Raw genomic sequence first — 24,747 nt, 5'->3', positions numbered from 1 at the left:
CTTCTTTAGATAAAGGACAACAAAAAGGGCAGCCGCACCAAGTACGGCTGCCCTTTCCTTAATGCTTAAGTACAAGTTATTGCCGGGAACCAAACACGCGCTTCAGCAGCTCGGTGGTACGGGCAATTGGGTTTTCCCTGATGTTGGCTTCTTCCTGGGCGACCAAGGTAAAGAGACCGTCAATGGCTTTTTGGGTCGCATAGGACTCCAGATTTGGGTCGGCTTTCTTCACCAGCGGAATCTTGTTGTAGCGGTTCACCAGGTCTGAATAATATTTGGTGGCACTTACTTTGTCCAGCGACTGCTTCATGATCGGGCTGAACGCGCTGGTCAATTGGCTGGTAGTAGTCCGTTTCAGAAACTGCGTAGCGGCATCGCGCTCACCGCGCAGAATGTTCCAGACATCGCTAAACGTTAATTGCTTGATGGCGTTCAGGAAGATGGGAGCGGCACTTTTGGCGGCATCTTCGGCTCCGCGGTTCAGGGTGAGGATGAATTTATCTACTTCAGAACCTAGCCCAAGCGTACGAAGGGTATTTTCCACGCGCTGCACATCTGGCGGAAAAGGAATCCTGATTAAGCTGTTTTTATAAAACCCATCAGTTTGCGAAGCCTGCGCCGTGCCTTTGTTGATGCCCTGAGAAAGTGCTTGTTTCAGACCAGAAGCCACCTCAGACTGAGTTAAGGCCCCGGTTTGCCCCGGTTGTCCGGTTTGCTGCATTACGCCTCCAATGGCCTGCTGCACCTGGGCGGTAGTGCAGGACGTGAGGCCGAATAAAATGAAGCTGCCTAAAACAAATACCTGCGAGACTAGTTTCTTCCTACGTGCGTACATGTGTATTACTTTTAATCCGAGAATGCTCTAAGAGCACATACGCATAAATCAAGCCAAATAAATGAAAAGAGAAATATCGGCAGAGATCATGACCATAGGCGATGAGTTGCTGTACGGCCAGGTGGTGGACACGAACTCGGCCTGGCTAGGGCAGGAACTAGGGAAAACCGGCATCAGGGTAAAGCAAATCACCAGCATCTCAGACAACCCAGACGCCATCTGCGAAGCCCTTACCCAAGCCATCTCCCGGGCCGATGTGGTGCTAATCACCGGCGGCCTGGGCCCCACCAAAGATGACCTTACCAAACACACCCTTACCCGCTACTTCAACACGGAATTGCAACTGCACCAGCCGTCTTTAGACGATGTGGAAGCCATCTTTAAACGATTTAACCGGCCCATGTTGGAGGTGAACCGGCAGCAAGCCTTTTTACCGGCTTCCTGCACGCCCGTTAGGAATACCTTGGGCACCGCGCCGGGCATGTTGTTTCAGGAGCAAGACACCGTGATTGTGTCCATGCCGGGCGTTCCGTTTGAGATGAAGCAGATGGTTACCGCCACGGTGCTGCCGTACCTGCAACAGCGCTTTCAACTGCCGCAAATCATCCACAAAGTGGTGCAAACCATTGGCATTGGCGAGTCCTTCCTGGCCGAGCGAATTGCCGAGTGGGAAGACAATTTGCCTGCCAACCTGAAACTAGCCTACCTTCCCTACTTAGCCGGCGTACGTCTGCGCCTGACCGGAATCTCGCAAGAGGGTCTTGATTTAGAATCGCAGCTACAGGAGCAGGTAGACCAGTTAACGGCGCTTATCCCCCATAACATTTTCGCCTACGGCGAAGTGACGCTGGAGGAAGCTATTGGACAATTGTTGAAAGAACGTAACCTCACCATTTCCATGGCTGAAAGCTGTACCGGCGGCTTGGTGGCGCATAAACTAACCAGCGTACCGGGCAGTTCGGCGTACTTTATGGGCAGTGTGGTGGCCTATAGCAACGAAGTGAAGAAAGCGCAGTTAGGCGTACCACCAGAAATTCTGGAACAGCATGGTGCGGTGAGCGAGGAAACGGTGAAAGCAATGGCCCAGGGCGTACGCCAACTCCTGAAAACCGATATCGGGGTTTCTACCAGCGGCATTGCCGGGCCAGACGGCGGCTCGCCCGAGAAACCCGTGGGCACCATCTGGATTGCTTACGCCGATGCCCGCCAAACCATAGCCCGCCAGATCAATTACAACAAAACCCGCCTGCTCAATATGGAGTACACCGCTCTGCAAGTCATGGAGCTAATCAGGCAAAGTTTGCGGGTACGGGTTGAGGAATAAGCAAAAAAGCCTAAATTTGCCTAACAACAGTTAGGTTCCCTAGAAACTTTACGGCTTAGCAGTGTTCATTCGCTGTTTTTCAGTAACATTGCATGAACCCGTCTCCTTTCCTGACTGCGGTATTCTGTTCACTTCAACCAAAAACTGACTTACTTATACATATGGCTCTTGTAGAAATGGTGATGCCCAAAATGGGCGAAAGTATCATGGAAGGCACCGTGCTTAAATGGTTAAAGCAAGTGGGCGACACCATTGAGCAAGACGAGTCTGTGCTGGAAGTAGCCACCGATAAAGTGGACACCGAGGTACCTGCCATTCAAGGCGGCGTACTGCAAGAGATTCTGGTACAGGAAGGCCAGGTAGTTGCCGTAGGGGCTCCTATTGCCATCCTTAACACCGGCGGTGATGAACAACCAATTCCTTCGGCACCAGCCCAGGAAGAAACGCCCGTTACGCAACCTACTGCGCAAGAGACCGCTCAGCCTGCTGAAGCCACTCAGGCACCGGCGCAAACTTCCCAGCGGTTAGAGCAACCTGCGTCTGGTCGTTTCTACTCACCGCTGGTCTTGAACATTGCCCGCGAGGAAGGAATCGCCATGCAGGAGTTAGAATATATTCCGGGTACCGGAAAAGAGGGCCGCGTGTCTAAGAAAGATATTCTGGACTATGTAGCCAACCGCCAGAACGATGGTTCCCCCGCTGTCAACGCTCAGCCAGCAGCAGTTCCTGCCGCGCCCCAGGTTTCTGCTCCGCAACCAGCGCCACAGCCACAAGCGGCTCCTGTTGCAGCGGCTTCGCAAGCTTCAACTGCCCCGGCGCAGTCGTACAGCGGCAATGTGGAGATTATTGAGATGGATCGCATGCGCAAGATGATTTCGCAGCGTATGGTAGACAGCAAGCGCATCTCGCCGCACGTGACCTCGTTTGTAGAGGCCGATGTGACCAACATTGTGAACTGGCGGAACAAAACCAAAGACGCCTACAAAAAGCGCGAAGGCGAAAACCTCACCTTTACGCCTATCTTCATTGAGGCCATCGTGAAAGCCATCAAAGACTTCCCGATGATCAATGTGAGCGTAGACGGTGATAAGATCATCAAAAAACGCGATATCAACATCGGCGTGGCCGTGGCCCTTCCATCCGGCAACCTGATTGTGCCCGTGATCCATAACGCTGACCAGATGAACCTGAACGGCATCTCCAAGCGCCTGAACGATCTGGCCAACCGTGCCCGTATCAACAAACTAACGCCTGCTGATTTAGCTGACTCAACCTACACCATTTCCAACGTAGGTTCTTTCGGGAACGTGATGGGGACGCCTATCATCATGCAACCGCAGGTAGCCATTATGGCCGTGGGCGCGATCAAGAAGAAACCAGCCGTGATTGAAACCCCGGAAGGCGACTTGATCGGGATCCGTCAGTTCATGTTCTTGTCGCACTCCTATGACCACCGTGTGGTGGATGGTTCTTTGGGTGGCATGTTCGTGCGCCGCGTGGCGGATTACCTGGAAGCCTTCGACCCGAACACCAGCATTTAATTTGAAGATTTGGAAATAAGGAGATTTGAAAATGATCTCTTATTAGCAGAAAGCCTCTCCCTTGCCGGAGGGGCTTTTTTATTAGCTACTTTGGTCAAGTTTTCCCTAAAACAGGCATAAAACAGAAAGAGACAACCCGCCCCGGCAGAATATAGTAAAAGTCTTATCTTGTATAGACCAGCTACTTACTGACCTATGAAAAACGCCCTTCTTCTGCTTCTGATCGCCTTTTTATTGTTTCTGGCCATTTTCTTCTATTGGAAACAAAGTCAGGCCGAGAGCCAATTAGCCCTAGCCAACGAGAAGATCAACAGCTTAGAGCAGCAAGTGGCTCGGTATTCGCGTCCAGCCCCAATGGACACGCTCCAGCCGACCCAACCTCAGCAACCTGTTCAAGAAACTCCGGAAACCGTTGAGAAAGTAACGCCTCCTGAGTCTGCCACCTTTGAAGAAGAGATTGGTACGCTTACCGAATCCGATATTCAGCGCCTGAAACGGAAAGGCCTCAAAAACCCCGAAGCAGATTTGATGAATGACCTCATGCGCAAACAGAAGACGTTGCTCACCACGTCTGGTACCATGGGTGGCACCATGGCTATTCAAGATGTCCGCATTTTGAACGACCGACACGCTCTTGCCTATTTTGAGGATGGACACAATGGTGGTTACCTGCTCCTCCGCTATGCCGTTAACAATGGCGCTATCACCTGGACAAAGCTAGATACTTCCACGCTGTAGTGTTTTGAGCCTGTTTTCGGAAAATTAGCCCCAAAACGTAAAACCTTACAGGTTTAGAAACCAACTGGCGCGAGACTCCAGTCTCGTGACGTAGGATGAAGCGAGTCTCCAGACTCGCCGGGAACCACGAACCAGATTATGGCGCGGATTTACTTCCGTGACTTTTACTCAGGTTACTGCAAGTCACGGAAGTAAATCCGCGCCATATGGTGTACAGCAATGCTTCCTGTTGCTGCTGAAGCAGCGAGGGTAGTCTCCAGACTACCCAAGATCCGTAGGCACGAGTTGTAAACTCGCGCCAGCATTGGGACATAGATTACCCAAAAGTATTGTAAACCAAAAGCGGCTGCTCATTTGGAGCAGCCGTTTTCGGTTTCACTTAATTATTTTCTCACTATCCCGCTGGCAAGGCAGACAAGCTTTGCTCCAGGGCAGCAATCTTAGCTTCGGCATCTGATTGCTTTTTGCGCTCTGCGTTGATGACAGCATCTGGGGCTCCGCTTACGAAACGCTCATTACTCAGCTTCTTAGCCACACTGGCCAGGAAACCTTTGGTGTATTCCAGTTCCTTCAAGATGCGTTCGCGCTCCGCGGCGGCGTCAATGTTGCCTTCCATCGGGATGAAGAACTCGGTACTGTCTTCTGCCACAAAGGAAAGAGCATTGTCTAGCTGCTGCTCGGTTTCCTGAATCTCAGAAAGGTTCGCCAGTTTGCTTACCAATGTCTCATAACCGGCGATGGCGTTTTTGCCTTCTGCCAGACGTACGTACAGTGCCAGCTTTTTAGCCGGAGAGATGTTCTTGCTGTTCCGCTGGTTCCGGATTTGGCCTACGACGGTCAGCACATAGTCGGTTTGCTTGAGCAGATCGGCATCTACGCGGCCCTTTTCTGGCCAGGCAGCTACGACCAGGCAGTTTTTAGGCGCGCGGGCCTTCATGGAGTTCCAGATTTCCTCGGTGATGAACGGCATGAACGGGTGCAGCACTTTCATCAGTTTCTCCAGGAAGTCATTGGTGGCCTGCAAGGTAGCCGCATCAATGGGTGACCCGAAGGCGGGTTTGATCATCTCCAGGTAATTGGAGCAGAAATCATCCCATACCAGTTTGTAGACCGTGAGCAAAGCATCTGAAATCCGGAACTTGTCAAAGTGGTCTTCCAGCACGTTTAGCGCTTCGTTGAACTTAGAATCGAACCACTTGATGGCTTTCTCGTTCGGGTTGGGCAGGGTCTCGTCTACTTCCCAGCCATTTATTAGGCGGAAGGCATTCCAGATTTTGTTGCTGAAGTTCCGGCCCTGCTCGCAGAGTTTCTCGTCAAACAGCAAGTCGTTCCCGGCGGGTGAACTGAAGAGCATGCCCGCGCGCACGCCGTCGGCGCCGTACTGCTCAATCAGCAGCAGCGGGTCTGGGGAGTTGCCCAAGGATTTGGACATTTTGCGGCCCTGCGCATCACGCACGATACCGGTGAGGTACACGTTTTGGAACGGCAGTTCTTTGCGGAACTCGTAGCCGGCCATGATCATGCGCGCCACCCAGAAGAACAGAATCTCCGGGGCAGTCACCAGGTCATTGGTGGGGTAGTAGTACAGAATATCCTCATTGTCCGGGTCTTTGAACCCGTCAAACACCGAGATCGGCCACAGCCACGACGAGAACCAGGTGTCCAGCACGTCTTCGTCCTGGCGCAGGTCAGTTAATTGCAGATCTGGGTTACCAGTCTTGGTGCGGGCTTCTTCCAGGGCTTCCTCCGCCGTGCGGGCTACCACAAACGTGCCGTCTGGCAGGTAATAGGCCGGAATCTGCTGGCCCCACCACAATTGGCGCGAGATACACCAATCGTGCACGTTTTCCATCCAGGAACGGTACATGTTCTTGAACTTGGCCGGGTGCAGCTTGATGGTATCGTTCATCACGTTCTCCAACGCGGGCTTGGCCATCTCGTCCATTTTGCACCACCACTGCATGGAGAGCTTCGGCTCAATTACGGCATCGGTGCGCTCAGAGAAACCTACGTTTGAAACGGAGTCTTCCACTTTCTCCAGCAGGCCTTGGGCATCCAAATCCTTCGTGATTTTCTTCCGCACCACGAAGCGGTCTTCCCCTACGTACAGGCCGGCGCGTTCATGTATGGTTCCGTTGTCGTTGAGCACGTCAATGCTGGGCAGGTTGTGTTTCACGCCCAGTTCGTAGTCATTGATGTCGTGGGCCGGAGTCACTTTCAGCACGCCCGTCCCGAACTCGCGGTCTACGTAGGCATCAAAGATGATGGGAATGGCGCGGTTCACCAATGGGATGATGGCTTTCTGGCCGGCCAGATGCTTATAGCGCTCGTCTTCGGGGTGTACACAGATAGCTACGTCACCCATGATGGTCTCGGGGCGTTTGGTGGCTACGGTGAGCACCTCGTCAGAGCCTTCAATGGCGTAGCGCAGGTAGTACAGTTTGCCGTTTACCTGCTTGAAGTTTACTTCCTCGTCAGACAGCGCGGTCATGCCCTGCGGATCCCAGTTGACCATGCGCACGCCGCGGTAAATCTGGCCTTTGCGGTACAGATCCACGAATACCTGAATCACGGCATCGGTCAAGGACGGTTCCATGGTGAAACGGGTACGATCCCAGTCGCAGGAAGCACCCAGCTTTTTCAATTGATCCAGAATGATGCCGCCGTATTTCTCTTTCCACTCAAAGGCGTGTTGCAGGAATTCCTCGCGGGTAAGGTCGCTTTTGCTGATGCCTTTTTCCTTGAGCATGGCTACCACGCGGGCTTCGGTGGCGATGGACGCGTGGTCCGTTCCCGGTACCCAGCAGGCTTCTTTGCCTTGCATGCGGGCGCGGCGCACCAGCACGTCCTGGATGGTGTTGTTGAGCATGTGGCCCATGTGCAGCACGCCCGTTACGTTGGGTGGCGGAATCACCACGGTATAGGGCTGCTTCTTGGGGTTCGGTTGGGACTTGAAAAAGCCGCGCTCCAGCCAGGTGGCGTACCACTTGTCTTCTACTTCTTTGGGATTATAGGTCTTTGGAATGGACATTTTGGTTTGGTATCAGGTAGCAGGTAGCAGGTAGCAAGAAAATGTTTACTATCTGATGCAGTGCCACAATTGAAAGGCAAAAATAGCAAATTGTAATTAGAAGCCTGTAGATGTTACCGATTAGACCTCAGACTTGAAAAGGGATTTCCGTTTCGGGGCTGTTTTTTGGAAAACAGGGAAGAAACGCAGTTGGCAAAGACACTCGTAGAACCTTCGGACACTACGAGGTCTTTCTTCCGCTGGCGCGAGCTTGCAGCTCGCGCCAGCGATCAGAACCGATTCTCGTTTTGGGGCTATTTCACAGAAAACGGCTCCAAAACACGAAACAACAAAAAACCCGCACGGGGCGGGTTTCCTGAGTAGCTTTTATCTAAAGATTAGCTGGCGTGCAACCACTCTTTTTTGGCTAACAAGGCTTCCTCGGTCTCGCGGTAGTCTGGGTCATCTACGCAGCAGTCTACGGGGCAGACGGCAGCGCACTGGGGTTCCTCGTGGAAACCGCAGCACTCGGTGCACTTGTCAGAGACTATATAATAGAATTCGTCAGAGATGGGCGGCTGCGGGGCTTTGCCGTCCACAAGTACTCCGCCGTCAATCTCTACCTGGGTCAGAGAGGTACCGTCTCCCCACGTCCACTGCACACCACCTTCGTAGATGGCCGTGTTGGGGCACTCCGGCTCACATGCGCCGCAGTTGATACACTCATCCGTGATCATTATCGCCATAATCGTATCTCCTGTTTCTTTTTAGTAATTTTGCACCACTATAGGTACGCCATTCTGTGCGCAAAAGTAATACGTAGCGCGCATTGTATCAAACGTTTCTCACGCATTGACTGTTACCCCTTCATGCTAACTTTAGAACACAGACTTTCCGCATTCATAAAACTAGGCGATTACCTCCGGAATCTTCCGCAGGAGGAGCGCGAATACCTGGCCCGAAGAGCCGGACAGCACAATAACTTCTTTGACCTGCCCAATGTTTCCGCCGCGCTGGATGGAATTGCCGGTATGCTGGAGAAAAACCAATTGACAGCCTGGTTGGCAAGCTACAACTTCCCTCAGGTGAATGAAGCGCCTAAAAAGGTAGGCGTAGTGATGGCGGGCAATATCCCGGCGGTTGGTTTTCATGATGCGCTTTGCATTCTGCTGGCCGGGCATATTTTGCAGGCCAAACCCAGTTCAGATGATCCTTTCCTGCTTCCGCACCTGCTGAGCAAATTGGTGGAGATGGAACCTGGGTTTCAGGAGCAGATTCAGCTGGTGCAAATGCTGAAAACCTCTGATGCCATCATTGCCACCGGTTCAGACAATACGGCCCGCTACTTTGAATACTATTTCGCGAAGCGGCCGCACATCATCAGAAAGAACCGCACCAGCGTGGCCGTGCTCACCGGAAAGGAAACCAAGGAAGAACTGACCGCCCTGGGCGATGACATTCTGCGCTACTATGGCCTGGGCTGCCGCAACGTAGCCAAGGCGTTCGTGCCGGCCGGGTATGACTTCACACCGTTCTTTGAGGCCGTTGAATACAAGAAAAACATTGTGGACTTCCACAAATACCGGAACAACTACGACTACAACAAGTCCATTTACCTGGTGAACGCCGTTCCGCACCTGGACAACGGTTTTCTGATGGTCACCGAAAGCCCGCAACTGGTCTCCCCTATTTCGGTGCTGTTTTACGAAACCTACGCCCATGACCAAGAACTGGAACAGAAGCTGGAGGCCGTCAAGGAGAAGTTGCAGTGCGTGGTTTCGCAGGAAGCCATCTGGCCTAACAGTTACGCCTTCGGGCAGGCGCAATGCCCGGCCGTAAGCGATTACGCCGATGGCGTGGACACCATGGCCTTCCTTTTAAAACTATAATCCTGTTTTAGGGCTGTTTTTAACAAAACAGCCCTAAAACGATTTTTAAACCTCTGCCAACACATTTTTCGTAGCCTTATTGTGTGAAATGACGTTTGTGAATGTAATAAATTCTTTATTCATTGGCTTACAGACTAACACTTAACCACGCTTACCATGGAAAACAATGCGCCCCACTACCAACTAATTGACAAGGAGATCATTCCGCAGTTACAGTTCGGCCCAGATGATGTGCTTGAGGAAAAAGAGTTGAAAGTGAAACGTCAACATGCCTTGGAGCGGGCCAGCCGATTGGGCAACGGTTACCAGGGCAAGGTAGAACTTTCTTTCCAGGTAGCTACCGGTGACGTACTTCGGGTACAGACCACCATCTGGCAAGCCGACAAGGAATTCACCACCATCAAAGCGGGCGTGACGCTGCCTACCCACTCTATTTTAGGAGTAGAGTTCTTTTAGAAGATTTGCCTGAACCAGGTGCTCAGAAGTAATCGCTCATCACTATTCTGCCATTTAAAGCGATGACGTATTTTGCCTATAAATGAAAAAGCCTTTGTAGATCAAAGGCTTTTTCATTTATAGGCTATTTCTACTAAATCCGATCCAAAACTTTCAAGATCAAATCATCAATCACCTGGTCTGCGTTCTGGGCAAATTGGTGGGTGATGCGGTTGGCCACAATGGCGTTCAGGGAAAGCACCTCGTGCCCCAATAGACGGCCCAGGCTGTAGATACCGGCGGTCTCCATCTCGAAGTTCGTAAACTGCACCTCCTCGAAGCGGAAGGCACTCAGCTTTTGAATCATATTTTCAATTTTAGGCTGTAAACGCAGCAACCTACCCTGCGGAGCGTAAAAACCGGGGCAAGTGAACGTATTGCCATGGATCATGTCAAAGCCTATCTGCTCCCGAAGGATGTCTGACCCTTTGGCGCAGTACGGCAGAAAGCCTATGCCTAACGCCAGTTGCAGGTTCACGGCAATCTCGGTCTCGTAGCCGGTCTCCATGAGCGGATAGAACTGCATGAGGGTATCCAGCCCTAAAGCGTACTCGGTGGCCAGGTGGCTACCCAGCGGTACGTCTTCCTGCAACGCGCCAGAAGTCCCAATGCGGACAATCTTGAGGGATATACGGTTTTCCGGCTCCAGCGCCTCACGGCTCACAAAGTCTATGTTCACCAGCGCATCCAGCTCGTTCATGACAATGTCAATGTTATCCGTTCCTATGCCGGTAGACACCACCGAAATGCGTTTGCCTTTGTAGTAGCCCGTGTGCGTCACAAACTCGCGCTTAGCTACCTGCACCTCAATGGAATCAAAATGGCGGCTCACCCGTGCTACGCGGTCTTGGTCGCCCACGGTGATGATGGTATCAGAGATCTGCTCGGGCAACAGGTTCAGGTGGTAAATGCTGCCGTCGGCGTTCAGGATCAATTCAGATTCCGGGATACGGGACATAGTTTCATGGTTTAAGGTGAGACAAAAGAAAGTTGGGCTCTAACAACATACCGTTTTTGAGGACGGATGCTGTGGGTAAATGTAAAAAAGCGCCAACTTCTTGCTTTGCAGCAACAAGCGGCGCTTTCCTATGAAAGTAGTATCGTTTACACGGCCTTTGGTTGCTCCGTCTTGCGGCGGGTCAGACCTTTGTACGGGTTGTAGCCGTTGGTGTTCTTTTGATAATACCCGGTGCCGTCGTACGGGCGCTTGTCGGGGTGTTCCTGGCAGGTGGTGGAGCAGGCGCCGTCCATTTGGGTGCCGCAGCTTTCGCAGATGGGCACGTGCAGGTTGCAGTGCGGATTGGCGCAGTTCACCATCCTCGCCGAGGGCGTATCACACACGTGGCAACGGGAAATGACCACCGGGTTCACCGTATTCACATCTACGGCCACGCGGTTATCGAACACGTAGCACTTGCCTTCGAAGTCCTCGCCACCGGCTTCCATGCCGTACTTGATGATGCCGCCGTGCAGTTGGTACACGTTCTCAAAGCCTTTCTCCAGCAGAAACGCGCTCGCTTTCTCGCACTTGATGCCGCCGGTGCAGTACGTCAGGATTTTCTTGCCCTCGTACTTCTCCTTTAGCGCATCAATCTGCTCCGGAAACTCCCGGAAGTTCTCAATGTCCAGGGTCACGGCGTTTTTGAACTTGCCCATGCTGTGCTCATAGTCAGAGCGCACGTCCAGCACCACCACGTCTTCCTGGTCTTTCAACTCCTTGAACTCCTGCGGCGACAAATGCACGCCGGTGCGTTCGGTTGGGTCGATGTTCCGCAGACCGGCATGTACAATCTCGGGTTTGTGGCGCACGTGCAGTTTGGTGAAGGCGTGCTCCTCGGCGTAGTCAACTTTAAAGTCGATGCCGGTAAACCGGGGATCAGCTTGCACGGCGGCCATGTAGGCTTCGCAGTCCTCCACCAGGCCAGACACCGTTCCGTTCAACCCCTCCGGGGCGACGATGATGCGGCCTAACAGATTCAGTTTAAGACACAACAGGTGGTGCTCCTCGCGGAACAGCTCCGGGTCTTCAATCTTGGTGTAATGGTAATAGAGTAGGATACTGTAGGTTTTCATACGGCTTAGTTTCAGACTAAGTGTCGTTAAGGTGTTAATTGAATGATGGGCTGATGTGCTACTTTTGGCAACAACGGCGTTCGCATTTTGGTGCGAATTTAAGGAAAACAGCCCGAAAACAGAAAATGACAAAAAACAGTCCTGAGTCTTGAGTTCTGAGTCAATCTATAACTCCAAATCTTGAATCTTATGTCTTACGTCCTGTGTCTAAAGAATTACACAGGCTTAGCCGGATTCCCGAAAACCGTTTGCTTGGCGGCCACATCGGCCACTACCACCGCTCCGGCACCCACGCGGGCGTTTTTCCCGATCTTCACGCCAGATACAAGCACGGCTCCGGTGCCAATGAAGGCTCCCTCGGCAATGGTTACGCCGGCGTTGACCATGGCACCAACGCCTAACTGCACATGATCTGCTAATACGGCGTTGGTATCTACCACGGCCCGGGCCCCAATGATGCAGTTATCCCCCAACTTCGCGTTGGAATTCACGATGGCACCGGCCTGGATAAAGTTTCCGTGACCCAGCCAGGCATGTTCTGAAACATAGCTGAACTTGTGGATGGCATTCACCGGAACCACTTTGTAGTCTTCTTTCAGCATGTTGGTCATGCTTTTGCGGGCAGCGGTGTCCTCAGCGGCCACAAACACGTCGCATTTCTTGCCCAGGAGTTTCAGGATACTTTCGTCCTCCGTATTGCCCATGACGGTGATTTCGTTCACTTCCTTCTGCTGCAGGGCTACCTGGTCATCCAGGAAGCAATACACCACTACGTCGTTGCTCTGGAAAGCATCTAACGCCAACACTCCCAGTTCCTGGGCTCCTAATATGATTACCGGATTTTGCATATCTCTCTTGACTTGTGTGTAAGAACAGCCTGGTTTGGTATAGCTTACGAAAACAGAACTACCCTGCGTTTTCGTCCCCTTTTCTAAAAACAAGGTCAAAAACGATTTTGGTGCAAAAATAGGGAAAGAAAACGGAATAGCTTAACGCAACCGCTTTGCCCGGCCCTTGAGCCAAGCCGGAACAGGCCCCCAAGCCAAAACGACAAGAAGAAAAAACGGCAGCAACGGTGCCCGGTACCGGTGCAGAGAACCCAAATTAGGCGTAGGCAGCGTCACCAGCACCGCCGAGATACAGAAAAACACCAACAGCACCGCCAAGAAAGATGGCAGCGCCGGGACTTCCCGTCTGCGCAGCAGATGGACAAAAGTTAAGCCAACGAGCCCCAACAACAGTAAGTTTTCAAAGGCCATTCCCTTATAAACCACCGGAGACGGCTCCCATAGAAAAGGCCTGAAAAGCATCTGCAGGATAGCTGACGGAGCATGCAAGAACACAGAAGTAAGAGTAGGTTGCAGATTGGGGAAGGACAACAATGGGTTAGCCGGATCAGAGACCGCTATCAGGCTTTTATAATTCCAAACAATGTGCCGGGCAAAGAAATCCAGATTGAAGGTTGGGTGGGCAAAAGAGGCGATTACTGAACCTAAAAGCAGCAGCGTTCCCCACGCTAAGAATTGGTTTCTTCTAGTCTGCCACCATTTGGCTTTCGGCGTGAGCCATTCCATCAGCAGCCAGGCGAACAGCAGTACAAGTAAAACCGCCGCCAGGAAAAATTTTATTTTCCAGAGCAGGTACGTGCTGCCACCTAAAAGAAGCATCTTCCCTAAAACGTTACCAGTATGCCTAACCGGAGAAACCTGCAGGAAGAGTCCGGCGGTGAGGCAAAGGCTGCCCATAAACACACTGTCTTTCGAGACCCCGCTCGTCCAGAAAACGACAGAGGGGAAAAACAAGAACGCTATAGCCGAAGCAGTCCCATAAGCAGGGAAATGGGTATTCAGCTTTTCAACTAAAAACCAACATCCCCAGAAACTGAACACGGAAAGATACAAGCCACTGAACCAGTAAGAATGGCCTGTCATAAAGTATAACAGGCTCAGCAGTTTAATAAAGAAAAAAGAATTAGAATACTCTGGCCACCGGGCAAAACCGATTGGGATCTCTCCTGGCTCATTAAAAAACAGCAATCGGAAATACTGTTCAGGATGATGGCTGGCCGCTTCTACCACTCCCATTGCCTGGTCATGAAAGCCCCAGGTATCTCGGCCACCTAAATACCTTTGATACACCAAACCCAACAACACTCCTCCCGTCAACTTCAAGATCAAAGCTGGCCAGAAAAATCTGCGCATTGTCTCATTTCTTGCTGACCGCCAGAGCAGATAGACCAAAAAGAAGAAAACCGGGAAGTGCAGCCAGTTCAGCAGGTTCATGCAAGGGAAAGGTTCTGTTTCATCAGGCGGTGCCCGAGGACGCAATGTACGCATTTACGGGGCGCGCAGTACATTTGGTACAGGCCAATCAAGGCCTGGGAATCTGCCGCGCTGGAATGGGGAAACCCAAGGCCAGTATACAAGCGGGTCACTTTATTCTGTTCTTTGGCCAGGCTCTCCAGCAACTCCACGGCTTTGTCCTGATAGGCAGCATTGTCCATGCGCCTACTATACGCCACCAGCAACGGAGCCACCACATTGATCAACAGTCCTTGAATGCTTTCCTCCCCAATCATGGGAAAAGGCTGCGCCGATGCTTTACCGGGGCTATCTGGTTTCTGCCAATAGGCAGGAGGTGCCTGGCGGAAGAAGCTGACATACGCTTCCTTGGTTTCACAGGCCGCCATGCCAGACCACAGATGGGGATGGGATTGCAGCACGGCAAACCACTGCCCTACCCTGATTGCCGGAAAATTAGCGGGCCTGAGCCGGAGGAAGTTCCAGGCGCTTTTAGGCAATGGTTCTGGCAAAGAATGTTTTTGAGACAGGTACCTGTGCTCATTGGCTAAACGAACAAGATGCTCCTTCTGCCCTTCTCCTTCTTGCCTGGTTAGCATGCCCGCTTGCCCAAACACCAGTGCCTCCAGTTGCGGGGCAGATGATCTGTACCTGTTCACCAGACTCAGCGGTAGCGCGCGCGTGAGTTGCAGAAAGCCCTCCTGGTTGATCTTGAACCCGAACCCCGCGGCTAAAGTCTGGTAAACGGTGCTTTCCCAGTCTTGCCGGTTCTGTTCCAGGCGTTCCAGTACCAGGCTTGCTTTCAACTCCAGGCGCTCCAGCAGCGTCCTGTCCATCATGGCAGATTTGAAGATGCTTTCCACCTGCCCAGCCTGCCCCGCACAGGGAATCACCTCTTGGCTCCAGGTTAACTCCTGGTACTTCGCCTGCAAGGGCACCACTACTCGTCCCTGTAGTTCCAGGGTGGGCATAGGCGTGCCTTCTTCCCGCAGTACGGGTCCATCATTTTCCCACACCACGTGGAGCACCACCTGGTTGTATTTGGCGTCATGCTGGTGTTGGTGCCGGCGCCAGTCAGAGGCTTTCAGATGCAACTCCACGCTGCCCACCCATTCCGTTTCTCCTATTCTAATGCGGGCACCGGAGAAATCCGGCCCGGCATCCAAGCGGTTGTAGAAACCCGGATGCAGGATCACTATCTCGTCGCCCACCGTAGTCAGCAACTGTTCCTTCCCGAAGTATTGATAGCGCCAGATGTAGTGCAGGAAATCCTCTTTCATATAAAACCGGAACAGCCTTTCAAGTCTCCTATGAACATACGCAGGAAGACACGAAAGGCTGTTCTGGCTAGGCTGCCGTTTCAAAGCCGGTTTCACAAAAACAGGCCTAAAACGTAACACCATGCTAGCCTCGCCAGATGGCTGGAGATTCACCTATTGCTGCGGCAGATACTCATTCAGGTGCCTATCCATTTCCCGTTGCACCGCCAAAGCGGCGGCGCGGGCTTTCTCCGCGAAATCCTCGCCCTGAGAAGCATAGATAATCTTGCGGGCCGAATTCACCAGCAGACCGCACTGCTTGTTCATGCCATATCTGGAGACTTCCTGCAGGCTACCGCCTTGCGCGCCCACGCCGGGCACCAGCAGAAAATGGTCGGGCGCCAGTTCCCTCACGCGTTCAATATAATCGTGGCGGGTGGCACCAATTACGTACATCATGTTGTCAGCGGTGCCCCAGGCCTGGCTGTTCTGCATGACCTTCTCAAACATGAAGTACGATTTACCCTCAGACACCACGCTCAACATCTGAAAATCATCATGCCCGGGATTAGAGGTGAGCGCCAACAGAATCACCCACTTGTTGGGGAACTGCAGAAAAGGGGTCACCGAGTCTATGCCCATGTACGGGGCCACGGTGAGAGAATCAAAGTTCATTTGCTCAAAAAAGGCCCGGGCGTAGAGCTCTGAGGTATTTCCAATATCGCCGCGCTTGGCATCGGCAATGGTGAAAATATCCTTCGGAATCACGCTTAGGGTACGCTCCAGGCTTACCCAGCCTTTAGGGCCGTGCGCCTCATAAAAGGCGATGTTGGGTTTGTAGGCTACGCACAAATCTGAGGTAGCTTCAATGATCTGCCGGTTGAACTCAAAAAGGGGGTCTTCCAATTGAAGCAAATGCGGCGGAATTCTCTTTATGTCCGTGTCTAACCCAATGCAGAGGAAGGAACGTTTGCGCTGGATCTGTTCAAAAAGTTCTTGTCTGGTCATGATAAGGCGGTACAATAGGTTGGTACAAAGCTAACCCGTTTTCGCATTGTTTTCGGGAAAACAGCGCGAAAATAGATGATGGTGGAAGGATTGGGAGGGATGTTTTCTGCGGATGATGTGGTGTATGCCAGTGCTGACGTAATGGTCTTTCTCTGCTGCTGGGAAGTGGCTTTCTGCCTGCGGTTTGCTGTTCCCTTGGCTTGACCAATTAGTGCGTGGGCTACTTAGTTTGTGCCTGCAGTTTGCTGTTCCCTTGGCTTGTCTGTTTAATACGTGGGTGCAAGTGGTGCATTGTTCCATCTTTGGCGGTATGCGCTCACGGCCGCGGGGCCCCGTCTTCCCCTCGCGCACTGCCCTTTCGGCCTGGGAAGTCTGTCTCTCTTAGCTCATGCCCGTCCAGGGCCAAAAGCGAGGCGCGCTCGGGGAAGACTGGAACTGGGGAAAGTAGCAGAAGCGGTGATGATGGGAACCCGTAGAGACCAGGCAGTGCCTGGTCCCTACGGGTTCCCATCTCGTGCAAAGGCTAATCCCCCTCCTCGGAGCTAAGCTTGTAGGGAAAAATGAGCGGCTATTTAGTTTCTGGAACTTCCATAAAACTAAGCTGCTCTTCTGGAGTTCCACTCCCCTCCTTTTGCCCGTGGCTTCCGGCGGAGTGGAACTCCGCAGCAGGCAGGTTCGGGGGTAGAACTCCCGAACAGCTAAAAAAAGAATTTTTTCCCTACAAATTTTCCCCCTACAAGATGAGCCTCGGAGGGGCAGGGGTAAGTAGTTCTGTCTCCTCACCCAATGCCGCCTGCTTTCAAGACCTTGTAGCGTCTTTAGACCTACGGGCGTCTCTCCATTTTGCGGCTGTTTTCCGAAAAAGAGCCCAAAAACAAAAAGGCTTCCGCTTTACAGCGGAAGCCTTTGATAAACTTGATTTGTGAAAAGCCCTACGCGCCCATTACCGCAAATCAACCACGTTGATGCCTTTGTATTTGCTCTTGTCAAAGGCAAACGTGGCGGCTGTTACCGGCGGATTTGGCGTGAACTTGTTGATTTTATAGGTGTAGCGGTTGCCGTTCTTCCGGAACATCTTCCATGACTTAAGGGAGTTGTCTTTCTTGCTGATATGTAACCGTACCTTGAACACCTGGTTATCACGGTCATTGGGGGTCAGGTCAATCACGTGCACGGCCTCGCCACCTTCTTTCTCCTCGCCGGCATGCACGTAGCGGTAGCCTTTTTTGTAGAGGGTATAAATCTGGTTGGGCGTCATTTCCTGCTCATCGGGGTCGTTGTCAGAGATGGTGACCTCGTTCTCTTTCTTCATGATCGTCCAGATGGTGGCACCGTTGTTGATGATTTCCTGCCCTGCCACGGCCAAACGGAATTTATTGCCAGACACCGTGATGTCACCGCTGATGGATTCTTTCGCCTTCGCCGATGGGCTTTCAACGGTTTGGGTAAAGCCTACCTTGAAGGCGTTCATGGCTTGGTATTTCTTGCTCATGGCATCCAGAATCTTTTCGGCCTGCGGGTCTTTCTGCACGTTCTGGGCGTGGGTCAGTTGAACCACGGTGAACAGTACGAGCAGAAGTGAAAAATATCGTTTCATGTTTTTTATCTAAGTTGAAATGAATGCACCGTAAATGCTTACGGTTGCATACTATTCAATAACTGTTCCAAACTGTATTCATCCGGAATTAAAACTTCGCGGGCTTTGCTGCCCTCAAACGGCCCCACAACTCCGGCAGCCTCCAATTGGTCAATCAGACGACCGGCGCGGTTATACCCCAGTTTCAGACGACGTTGCAGCAAAGAGGTACTTCCCTGTTGGTGCGTGACCACAATACGGGCGGCCTCCTCAAACATGGCGTCTTTGTTGCTCGGGTCGAACTCGGCTTTGTCGTTTCCGCTTTCATCGCCCAAGAACTCCGGTAACAGATACGCGTCTGAATAGCCTTGCTGCTCGCCAATGAAATCACAGATTCGGTCTACTTCGGGCGTGTCCACAAACGCGCATTGCACCCTAATCAGGTCTGAGCCCAGCGAGAACAGCATATCGCCCTGGCCAATCAACTGATCGGCCCCGCCGGTGTCCAGAATGGTACGGGAGTCAATCTTAGACGTTACCTTGAAAGAGATACGCGCCGGAAAGTTGGCTTTGATGATACCTGTAATGACGTTCACACTTGGCCGCTGCGTAGCCACCACCAGGTGAATCCCGATGGCGCGGGCCAGCTGTGCCAGACGCGCGATAGGCGTTTCCACCTCTTTGCCGGCGGTCATCATCAAGTCGGCCAATTCGTCAATCACCAGTACAATGTACGGCATGAATTTGTGGCCTTTCTTCGGGTTCAACCGGCGCTCCACAAACTTGAGGTTGTATTCTTTGAGGTTCCGGCAGCCCGCGTCTTTGAGGAGGTCATAGCGCTGATCCATCTCCATACAGAGCGAGTTCAGCGTGTTTACTACCTTTTTGGTATCGGTGATGATGGCTTCGTCCGTGTCTGGCAACTTGGCCAGGAAGTGGCGCTCAATCTTGTTGAACAAAGACAATTCCACCTTTTTAGGGTCAACCAACACAAACTTGAGTTGCGAAGGATGGCGCTTGTACAGCAACGAGGTCAAGATCGCGTTCAAACCAACCGATTTACCCTGACCGGTGGCACCCGCCATGAGTAAGTGCGGCATTTTGGCCAAATCTGTGATAAACACCTCATTGGTGATGGTTTTCCCGAAGGCGATAGGCAGTTCCATCTCGCTCTTCATGAACTTCTCGGTGCTCAGGATGGACTTGATGGAGACCATCTCCTTTTTCTTGTTCGGCACCTCAATCCCGATGGTTCCTTTGCCCGGAATAGGAGCGATAATCCGGATACCCAAGGCGGCCAAACTTAGCGCGATGTCATCTTCCAGGCTCTTGATTTTGGAGATACGCACCCCCGCCTCGGGCACGATTTCATATAAGGTAACCGTAGGCCCAATGGTGGCTTTGATGCTGGCGATGCCGATGTTGTAGTTCCCGAGCGTTTCTACAATGCGGTCTTTATTGGCTTCCAATTCTTCTTTGGTTACCTGCACTTTCGCCACGCCGTAGTCGGTGAGTAACTCAATGGATGGGTACTGGTAACGCGGAAGGTCTAAGGTAGGGTCGTAGTTCTCGCTTACGGCAATGTCTGCTTCATCTTCCGTAGCCAGGTTGGCAATATCCAGTTCTACCTCTTCTTCCGGCTCTTCTAACAGCACCTCCTCCTCTACTTCCAGGGCCAAGGGAACGGATGGAACAGGAACGGTAGCTCTAGGCGTGATGGGCAGTTCCGCCACGGGGAACACTTCCTCCTGCGGTTCTTCTACTTCGTCTTCCTCGTCGTAGTCCTCCTCATAGAATTCCTCTTCCGGCAGGTCTTCGTCCTCAAACTCGTCTTCCACTTCCTCTTCTTCCTGCTGATGTACTAAGAAAGGAGCCGGGAAAGCGGGTTCCTCCTCTGGCTCTAAAGAACCCGACGGATTGGTGAGGTGGTTCATACCCGCCGATGGCGAGGCGTATACCCCGGATTCAGGTTGTTCTACTGCTGCTGTCTTTTCTGCTCCAGAGGCAGGGATCGCCAGTTTAGGGAACCTTGGCCGGCCCAGCGTGGTAATATTGAAGAAGAACATGACAAACGCGATTAACGCAAAGCCCATCAACAGGCCGGTACCCCAGCCCAACAGACTTTGCAGCCACAGCGCGGTCTCATACCCAATGCCACCGCTCATAAAGCCGTACGTATCAGCAGATTTATTCAGTAGCACCAGGTAACCGGCGGTCACGCACCCCCACAGCAGCCCGAACAGGCAAAGGGTCACCACCGAGGAAAGCGTGATAGACGTGCGCCGGAAAACAATTTTATACCCCACGTAGAAGACCACCGGGATAAAGAAAAACGAGGCTATGCCAAACCAGCGGTTAATGAAGTAATCTGAGATCCAGGCACCAAACAGGCCCAGCCAGTTCTCAGATTCCAACCCGGCCGCCTTCACGTCATCGGTGGTCACAGACTCCACAATGCTTTGGTCGGCGGTGCCCGTGAACAGGAAAGACACAAACGCAATGGTCAGGTACAGCGAGGACAATAGGAAGAAAAACCCAATGAACAGCTGCAGCCGCCGGTCTTTGAGGAAGTTAAAAGATATCTGCGGTTTGGGAAGTGTCCTTTTGGGCTTAGCCTCTTTCGGCTCTTTCACAGCGCGCGATTCTGCCTTCCCCCTTGGTTCATTCTGCTGAACCCTGGGGGCATTCTTAGGCCGCGGAGCAGTCCCTACTTCCCGTTTGTATGTGTTCGTTGCCATGCTGTCTCCAAACTTCAAATCTACACTATTCCGTTCAATAAGCCTTGAACAATTTACCTGTATATGGTTTTCAGAATATAGTATTTATCTAAGCAACCGCTGATTAATCTGTTTGACCAGTCCGGGGCCCTCGTAAATAAAGCCCGTGTACAATTGGACTAAATCGGCCCCGGCCGAAAGTTTCTCCAGCGCGTCTTCCGGGGTCATGATGCCGCCCACGCCCACCAACCTTACCTCTTCAGGCAGTTGCTTTCTCAGGTAGCGCAACACCTCAGTAGAGGCGCTGGTGAGGGGTTTGCCGCTTAAGCCCCCCATCCCAATCTCAGTGATTCTGGTTCCCGATGTCTGCAAACCGGCCCGGCTGATGGTGGTGTTGGTGCCAATGACACCGGAGAGCTGCGTTTGCGCGGCAATCTCCACAATGTCGTCTAACTGGGCATGGTTCAGGTCTGGGGCTATCTTTAGCAGCAGGGGCTTGGGTTTGGCTTTTCCCTGGTTCCGGTTTTGCAGGTTGCTCAGCAGATCACGCAGCGGTTCCTTTTCCTGTAACGCGCGCAGGTCTGGCGTATTGGGCGAACTCACGTTCACCACAAAATAATCTACCACGTCATACAGGGCGTCAAAGCAGTAGAGGTAATCTTGCAGGGCCTGCTCATTGGGCGTGACCTTGTTTTTGCCGATGTTGCCGCCCACAATCACGCTGCTCTTCCGGCTCCGGAGCCGCTCCACCGCTTTTTCTACGCCCTCATTGTTAAAGCCCATGCGGTTGATGATGGCTCCGTCCTGCGGAAGGCGGAACAGGCGCGGCTTGGGATTACCCGCCTGTGGTTTAGGCGTGAGCGTACCAATCTCAATAAACCCGAAACCCAGCTCGGCAAACTCATCAATCATGCGGGCATCTTTGTCAAACCCAGCCGCCAAACCCACCGGATTAGGAAACGTGAGGCCAAAAACCTTCCGCTCCAGCCGTTTGTCGGTGACCTGAAACATGCCCCGGCTAAGGGATTTGGCCAACGGCAACTGGTACGCGTTTTTCAACGCGGCAGTGGTAAGATGGTGCACCTTTTCGGGGTCTAACTGGAAAAGTAACGGACGGATGAGATTTTTATACACGGCAAAACAGGTTTAGGCAAAGATAAAAAGAATCACCCGCCAAAGAGCCACTCGTTTTTACTTTAAACCGCCAAAAATCCCCTAAAAACAGAATTGCGTTGTTTTCCTGTACTACCTTTGCCGGTGTTTATCTTTTCACAAGCCCATGAAAGCCAGTAAAAAATGTCCTCACTGCGGCCACTGGTCTACCTGGAACCAAGACACTTCTGACCGTTGCAAACACTGCCAGGGGCTGTTAGACCCCGCCGCGTTTGAACGCCAGCAAGCCCAGGAAGAACGCAAGGAGGAGGAAAAAAAGCGCTTCACCGTTAATCTCATCCAGATTCACCCTACAGATTCTGCCTTCGCCAAATTCTGGAAAAGCATAGGGTTGGGCTTTCAGTTGGCCTTTGTAGGCATTGTCTCTTTCATTTTATGGCTCATCGCACTGCTGGCCGGGTAAATTGGCGCACCTTTTCGCCCTTGTTCTGGCTTTTGGCCGCCCTGTACCTGGGGCACCGCTGTCTGGCCTGGTTAGCCCTACCCCGCCCAGACTGGCTGAAGTTCTATTTAGACGATCTGCTCTGCTTGCCGCTTATCCTTACGGTCACGCTCTTTCTGATGCGGCTTCTTTACGGCCCCACCGTTCGCTTCTCGGTGTACCATGTTGGGTTTGTGGCGGTGTATGTCTCCCTGGCCTTTGAGCTGCTCTTCCCTCTGTTCCTGCCGCGCTACACCGGTGATTGGTGCGACGTGGGGTTGTACGCCGTTGGCGGATGGGTTTTCTACCGGTTTCTGAACGTCTAAGGCTTGCTTCCGTTTTAAGGCCGAATTTCTAAAAACACGGTTAAAACGGAGCTTCCGTTCCAACCGGCGACTGCGGTTGCGTATAAGCGGGCTATGCAGGAAAAAGGAACCATCTACATCGGCACCTCGGGGTGGCACTACAACCATTGGAAGGGAAACTTCTACCCGCCGGGGGTTACGTCCAAGCAGTTCACCCAGCATTATCTGCGCTTCTTCAGGACGGTAGAGATCAACAATTCCTTTTACCGCCTCCCTACCGCCGAGACCTTTGCCGCCTGGCGCGCCAGCGTGCCCGATGATTTTCTGTTTGCCGTGAAAGCCAGCCGCTACCTTACGCACATGAAAAAGCTGAAAGACCCGCAGCAGGGTTTGGCGCAGCTATTGGGCAATGCGCAACACCTGGAAGAAAAACTGGGGCCAATCTTGTTCCAACTGCCCCCCGCCTGGCGCCTGAACCTGGAACGCTTCCGAGATTTCCTGAAAGCCCTGCCCCCCTACTACCGTTACACCTTTGAGTTCCGAGACCAGAGTTGGTACTCGCCCCACGTGTATGCTTTATTGCGGCAACACAACCATGCCTTCTGCATCTATGACCTGGCCGGGCACCTGTCACCGCTGGAGATCACCGCCGATTTTGTGTACGTGCGTCTCCACGGCCCCGAGGGGAAATACGACGGCAGCTATTCAGAAACCGCTTTGCAGGAATGGGCCACCCATTGCCGCACCTGGGCGCAAGCAGGGAAAGACGTGTACGTGTACTTTGACAACGACATGCATGGCTACGCCCCATACAATGCCATCCGCTTGCAGGAACTAGTGCGGGTTCAGTGACATCTTCAAGGAGAATGCGTTTAAGAGGTGTTTTCGTAAAAAGAGGCCAAAAACAGGTTTATCTTTCTCACTCTTCCAGTTTACCTGGCGCGAGACTCCAGTCTCGTGACAAGGATGAAGTAAGTCTCCAGACTCACCGGGAACCACGAAGAATACAACCGACAACTGACAACTGACAACCATCAACTACCCCCGCGCCTCCAACCCATACGCCTCCGCCAGCAACTCATAGCTCCGCAATCTATCCTGAAAATCATAGGTGATGGTGACTACCACAATCTCATCCACATGATAGGCTTCGGCTAAGGCATCCAGTTTCGTTTTCACCTGTGTTGGCGTGCCTACCACCATGCGCTGGCGGTTGTACTGTACCTGCCCTAGTTCATCGGGCTCCAAATCGTTGTAGAAGGCTTTGGCTTTCTCTACGGAGGGCACGCCGCCCGACTTGCCCTGCCGGATGTGCAGCATGAGCATGTCCATGGAGAGTTGCAGTTCTTTGGCGCGTTCCTCGGTATCAGCGCAAATGACAAAGATGCCGAAGTTCCCGGCGGGTTCTTTCAATACCGCCGAGGGAGTGAACCGCTTTTGGTAGGACTTCATCATCTCGGGCCCGCCGTTGGGGTTAATGAAATGCGCGAAGGAGAACCCCATGCCAAAATGAGCCGCAAACACACCGCTTTGTCCGCTGGAACTCAACAGCCACCGCTCAGGGGTAGTGGCCGAACGGGGCGTTACCTTCACCTCGGCCGCCTCGGAACCATTGAGGCCGTCTTGCAGGTAGCGGTCTAGGTTGATGAGCTGGTCAACAAAGTCCTGCTCGTTGAACTGATTGTAGGGGTTGAGCAAGGCGGCGGTTTTACGGTCGGTGCCGGGGGCGCGGCCAATGCCCAGGTCAATGCGGTTAGGGTACAAAGCTTCCAACATCCTAAAGTTCTCGGCCACCTTCAACGCACTGTAATGCGGCAGCATCACGCCGCCCGAGCCAATGCGCAGGTGTTGGGTGTGTGCCGCCAAATGCGGAATCAAGACTTCGGGCGAAGGCCCCGCCAGCCCTAGTGAGTTATGGTGCTCAGAAACCCAAAATCTGGTGTAACCCAGTTTATCGGCTAGCTTGGCCAATTGCAGCGTTTCTTTCAAGGCCTGCTCGGCGGTGCCGCCTTCCCGTACCGGCGATTGGTCTAAAATACTTAACTTTATCTTTTTCGCTTCAGCCATCTGCGTCTTTTCGTTA

21 protein-coding genes are annotated in these 24,747 nt (G+C 52.6%); 8 read left to right on the top strand and 13 right to left on the bottom strand.

What is annotated here, in order from left to right; all coding sequences use genetic code 11:
* Window positions 1-76 precede the first annotated feature (76 nt).
* Window positions 77-835 carry a DUF4197 domain-containing protein gene (locus HHO50_RS08780; protein ID WP_181305646.1) on the bottom strand — a complete coding sequence of 253 codons (759 nt, stop codon included), beginning with the start codon at window positions 833-835 and terminating at the stop codon, window positions 77-79.
* Between the two features lie 61 nt (window positions 836-896).
* Here HHO50_RS08780 and HHO50_RS08775 point away from each other — a divergent pair, with 61 nt between their 5' ends.
* The 3 genes from HHO50_RS08775 (at window position 897) to HHO50_RS08765 (ending at window position 4,438) form a co-directional block, all read left to right on the top strand.
* Window positions 897-2,159, top strand: a complete 1,263-nt coding sequence (locus HHO50_RS08775) for a competence/damage-inducible protein A (protein ID WP_181305645.1) — start codon at window positions 897-899, stop codon at window positions 2,157-2,159.
* 161 nt (window positions 2,160-2,320) lie between these two features.
* On the top strand, window positions 2,321-3,700 hold the full coding sequence (locus HHO50_RS08770) for a dihydrolipoamide acetyltransferase family protein (protein WP_181305644.1): 1,380 nt from the start codon (window positions 2,321-2,323) through the stop codon (window positions 3,698-3,700).
* A 195-nt stretch (window positions 3,701-3,895) separates the two neighbouring features.
* Window positions 3,896-4,438: a hypothetical protein gene (locus HHO50_RS08765; RefSeq protein WP_181305643.1), complete on the top strand. Its 543-nt coding sequence runs from the start codon at window positions 3,896-3,898 to the stop codon at window positions 4,436-4,438.
* A gap of 394 nt (window positions 4,439-4,832) precedes the next feature.
* Here the strand turns inward: HHO50_RS08765 and HHO50_RS08760 are convergent, their stop codons facing one another.
* The gene (locus tag HHO50_RS08760) at window positions 4,833-7,469 is read right to left on the bottom strand and encodes a valine--tRNA ligase (protein ID WP_181305642.1); all 2,637 of its coding nucleotides are present in this window, start codon (window positions 7,467-7,469) and stop codon (window positions 4,833-4,835) included.
* Window positions 7,470-7,846: 377 nt separating this feature from the next.
* Complete coding sequence (locus HHO50_RS08755; protein WP_181305641.1) at window positions 7,847-8,194, bottom strand: 4Fe-4S binding protein; 348 nt, start codon at window positions 8,192-8,194, stop codon at window positions 7,847-7,849.
* 123 nt (window positions 8,195-8,317) lie between these two features.
* Here HHO50_RS08755 and HHO50_RS08750 point away from each other — a divergent pair, with 123 nt between their 5' ends.
* The gene (locus tag HHO50_RS08750) at window positions 8,318-9,337 is read left to right on the top strand and encodes an acyl-CoA reductase (protein ID WP_181305640.1); all 1,020 of its coding nucleotides are present in this window, start codon (window positions 8,318-8,320) and stop codon (window positions 9,335-9,337) included.
* A gap of 156 nt (window positions 9,338-9,493) precedes the next feature.
* Window positions 9,494-9,793 carry a hypothetical protein gene (locus tag HHO50_RS08745; RefSeq protein WP_181305639.1) on the top strand — a complete coding sequence of 100 codons (300 nt, stop codon included), beginning with the start codon at window positions 9,494-9,496 and terminating at the stop codon, window positions 9,791-9,793.
* 133 nt (window positions 9,794-9,926) lie between these two features.
* On the opposite strand, the gene HHO50_RS08740 is transcribed toward HHO50_RS08745, so the two are convergent.
* From HHO50_RS08740 to HHO50_RS08700, 9 genes are all read right to left on the bottom strand, one after another.
* A complete protein-coding gene (locus tag HHO50_RS08740; RefSeq protein ID WP_181305638.1) occupies window positions 9,927-10,790 on the bottom strand; it encodes a nucleoside phosphorylase in 864 nt (287 codons plus the stop codon).
* Between the two features lie 146 nt (window positions 10,791-10,936).
* Window positions 10,937-11,905 carry a rhodanese-related sulfurtransferase gene (locus tag HHO50_RS08735; protein WP_181305637.1) on the bottom strand — a complete coding sequence of 323 codons (969 nt, stop codon included), beginning with the start codon at window positions 11,903-11,905 and terminating at the stop codon, window positions 10,937-10,939.
* Window positions 11,906-12,120: 215 nt separating this feature from the next.
* Window positions 12,121-12,753: a NeuD/PglB/VioB family sugar acetyltransferase gene (locus tag HHO50_RS08730; protein WP_181305636.1), complete on the bottom strand. Its 633-nt coding sequence runs from the start codon at window positions 12,751-12,753 to the stop codon at window positions 12,121-12,123.
* 141 nt (window positions 12,754-12,894) lie between these two features.
* Window positions 12,895-14,187, bottom strand: coding sequence for a hypothetical protein (locus HHO50_RS08725; protein ID WP_181305635.1), 1,293 nt, complete (start codon window positions 14,185-14,187; stop codon window positions 12,895-12,897).
* Window positions 14,184-15,485, bottom strand: a complete 1,302-nt coding sequence (locus HHO50_RS08720) for a DUF2851 family protein (RefSeq protein WP_181305634.1) — start codon at window positions 15,483-15,485, stop codon at window positions 14,184-14,186. The genes HHO50_RS08725 and HHO50_RS08720 overlap by 4 nt, the downstream gene beginning before the upstream one ends.
* 153 nt (window positions 15,486-15,638) lie before the next feature.
* Window positions 15,639-16,472: an orotidine-5'-phosphate decarboxylase gene (gene pyrF, locus HHO50_RS08715; protein WP_181305633.1), complete on the bottom strand. Its 834-nt coding sequence runs from the start codon at window positions 16,470-16,472 to the stop codon at window positions 15,639-15,641.
* Window positions 16,473-17,415: 943 nt separating this feature from the next.
* Window positions 17,416-18,069: an outer membrane lipoprotein carrier protein LolA gene (locus HHO50_RS08710; RefSeq protein WP_181305632.1), complete on the bottom strand. Its 654-nt coding sequence runs from the start codon at window positions 18,067-18,069 to the stop codon at window positions 17,416-17,418.
* Window positions 18,070-18,107: 38 nt separating this feature from the next.
* Window positions 18,108-20,786 carry a DNA translocase FtsK gene (locus tag HHO50_RS08705; RefSeq protein ID WP_181305631.1) on the bottom strand — a complete coding sequence of 893 codons (2,679 nt, stop codon included), beginning with the start codon at window positions 20,784-20,786 and terminating at the stop codon, window positions 18,108-18,110.
* 84 nt (window positions 20,787-20,870) lie between these two features.
* The gene (locus tag HHO50_RS08700) at window positions 20,871-21,899 is read right to left on the bottom strand and encodes a quinone-dependent dihydroorotate dehydrogenase (protein ID WP_181305630.1); all 1,029 of its coding nucleotides are present in this window, start codon (window positions 21,897-21,899) and stop codon (window positions 20,871-20,873) included.
* A gap of 145 nt (window positions 21,900-22,044) precedes the next feature.
* Here HHO50_RS08700 and HHO50_RS08695 point away from each other — a divergent pair, with 145 nt between their 5' ends.
* From HHO50_RS08695 to HHO50_RS08685, 3 genes are all read left to right on the top strand, one after another.
* Window positions 22,045-22,341, top strand: a complete 297-nt coding sequence (locus HHO50_RS08695; RefSeq protein WP_181305629.1) for a hypothetical protein — start codon at window positions 22,045-22,047, stop codon at window positions 22,339-22,341.
* On the top strand, window positions 22,314-22,685 hold the full coding sequence (locus HHO50_RS08690) for a hypothetical protein (RefSeq protein WP_181305628.1): 372 nt from the start codon (window positions 22,314-22,316) through the stop codon (window positions 22,683-22,685). The genes HHO50_RS08695 and HHO50_RS08690 overlap by 28 nt, the downstream gene beginning before the upstream one ends.
* 93 nt (window positions 22,686-22,778) lie before the next feature.
* Window positions 22,779-23,516, top strand: a complete 738-nt coding sequence (locus tag HHO50_RS08685; protein WP_181305627.1) for a DUF72 domain-containing protein — start codon at window positions 22,779-22,781, stop codon at window positions 23,514-23,516.
* A 186-nt stretch (window positions 23,517-23,702) separates the two neighbouring features.
* On the opposite strand, the gene HHO50_RS08680 is transcribed toward HHO50_RS08685, so the two are convergent.
* The gene (locus HHO50_RS08680) at window positions 23,703-24,731 is read right to left on the bottom strand and encodes an LLM class flavin-dependent oxidoreductase (RefSeq protein WP_181305626.1); all 1,029 of its coding nucleotides are present in this window, start codon (window positions 24,729-24,731) and stop codon (window positions 23,703-23,705) included.
* Window positions 24,732-24,747: the final 16 nt, after the last annotated feature.

It is taken from the genome of Rufibacter sp. XAAS-G3-1 (assembly GCF_013623775.1).
Taxonomy (GTDB): Bacteria; Bacteroidota; Bacteroidia; order Cytophagales; family Hymenobacteraceae; genus Nibribacter.
Note: the sequence above shows the minus strand (reverse complement) of the source record. Positions and strands in the feature narration are given on the sequence as shown.

Excerpts from the sequence above, each read along its gene's own strand:
- HHO50_RS08780 (WP_181305646.1), bottom strand. The coding sequence starts at position 835 with ATGTACGCACGTAGGAAGAAACTAGTCTCGCAGGTATTTGTTTTAGGC.
- HHO50_RS08775 (WP_181305645.1), top strand. The coding sequence starts at position 897 with ATGAAAAGAGAAATATCGGCAGAGATCATGACCATAGGCGATGAGTTG.
- HHO50_RS08770 (WP_181305644.1), top strand. The coding sequence starts at position 2,321 with ATGGCTCTTGTAGAAATGGTGATGCCCAAAATGGGCGAAAGTATCATG.
- HHO50_RS08765 (WP_181305643.1), top strand. The coding sequence starts at position 3,896 with ATGAAAAACGCCCTTCTTCTGCTTCTGATCGCCTTTTTATTGTTTCTG.
- HHO50_RS08760 (WP_181305642.1), bottom strand. The coding sequence starts at position 7,469 with ATGTCCATTCCAAAGACCTATAATCCCAAAGAAGTAGAAGACAAGTGG.
- HHO50_RS08755 (WP_181305641.1), bottom strand. The coding sequence starts at position 8,194 with ATGGCGATAATGATCACGGATGAGTGTATCAACTGCGGCGCATGTGAG.
- HHO50_RS08750 (WP_181305640.1), top strand. The coding sequence starts at position 8,318 with ATGCTAACTTTAGAACACAGACTTTCCGCATTCATAAAACTAGGCGAT.
- HHO50_RS08745 (WP_181305639.1), top strand. The coding sequence starts at position 9,494 with ATGGAAAACAATGCGCCCCACTACCAACTAATTGACAAGGAGATCATT.
- HHO50_RS08740 (WP_181305638.1), bottom strand. The coding sequence starts at position 10,790 with ATGTCCCGTATCCCGGAATCTGAATTGATCCTGAACGCCGACGGCAGC.
- HHO50_RS08735 (WP_181305637.1), bottom strand. The coding sequence starts at position 11,905 with ATGAAAACCTACAGTATCCTACTCTATTACCATTACACCAAGATTGAA.
- HHO50_RS08730 (WP_181305636.1), bottom strand. The coding sequence starts at position 12,753 with ATGCAAAATCCGGTAATCATATTAGGAGCCCAGGAACTGGGAGTGTTG.
- HHO50_RS08725 (WP_181305635.1), bottom strand. The coding sequence starts at position 14,187 with ATGAACCTGCTGAACTGGCTGCACTTCCCGGTTTTCTTCTTTTTGGTC.
- HHO50_RS08720 (WP_181305634.1), bottom strand. The coding sequence starts at position 15,485 with ATGAAAGAGGATTTCCTGCACTACATCTGGCGCTATCAATACTTCGGG.
- pyrF (WP_181305633.1), bottom strand. The coding sequence starts at position 16,472 with ATGACCAGACAAGAACTTTTTGAACAGATCCAGCGCAAACGTTCCTTC.
- HHO50_RS08710 (WP_181305632.1), bottom strand. The coding sequence starts at position 18,069 with ATGAAACGATATTTTTCACTTCTGCTCGTACTGTTCACCGTGGTTCAA.
- HHO50_RS08705 (WP_181305631.1), bottom strand. The coding sequence starts at position 20,786 with ATGGCAACGAACACATACAAACGGGAAGTAGGGACTGCTCCGCGGCCT.
- HHO50_RS08695 (WP_181305629.1), top strand. The coding sequence starts at position 22,045 with ATGAAAGCCAGTAAAAAATGTCCTCACTGCGGCCACTGGTCTACCTGG.
- HHO50_RS08690 (WP_181305628.1), top strand. The coding sequence starts at position 22,314 with ATGGCTCATCGCACTGCTGGCCGGGTAAATTGGCGCACCTTTTCGCCC.
- HHO50_RS08685 (WP_181305627.1), top strand. The coding sequence starts at position 22,779 with ATGCAGGAAAAAGGAACCATCTACATCGGCACCTCGGGGTGGCACTAC.
- HHO50_RS08680 (WP_181305626.1), bottom strand. The coding sequence starts at position 24,731 with ATGGCTGAAGCGAAAAAGATAAAGTTAAGTATTTTAGACCAATCGCCG.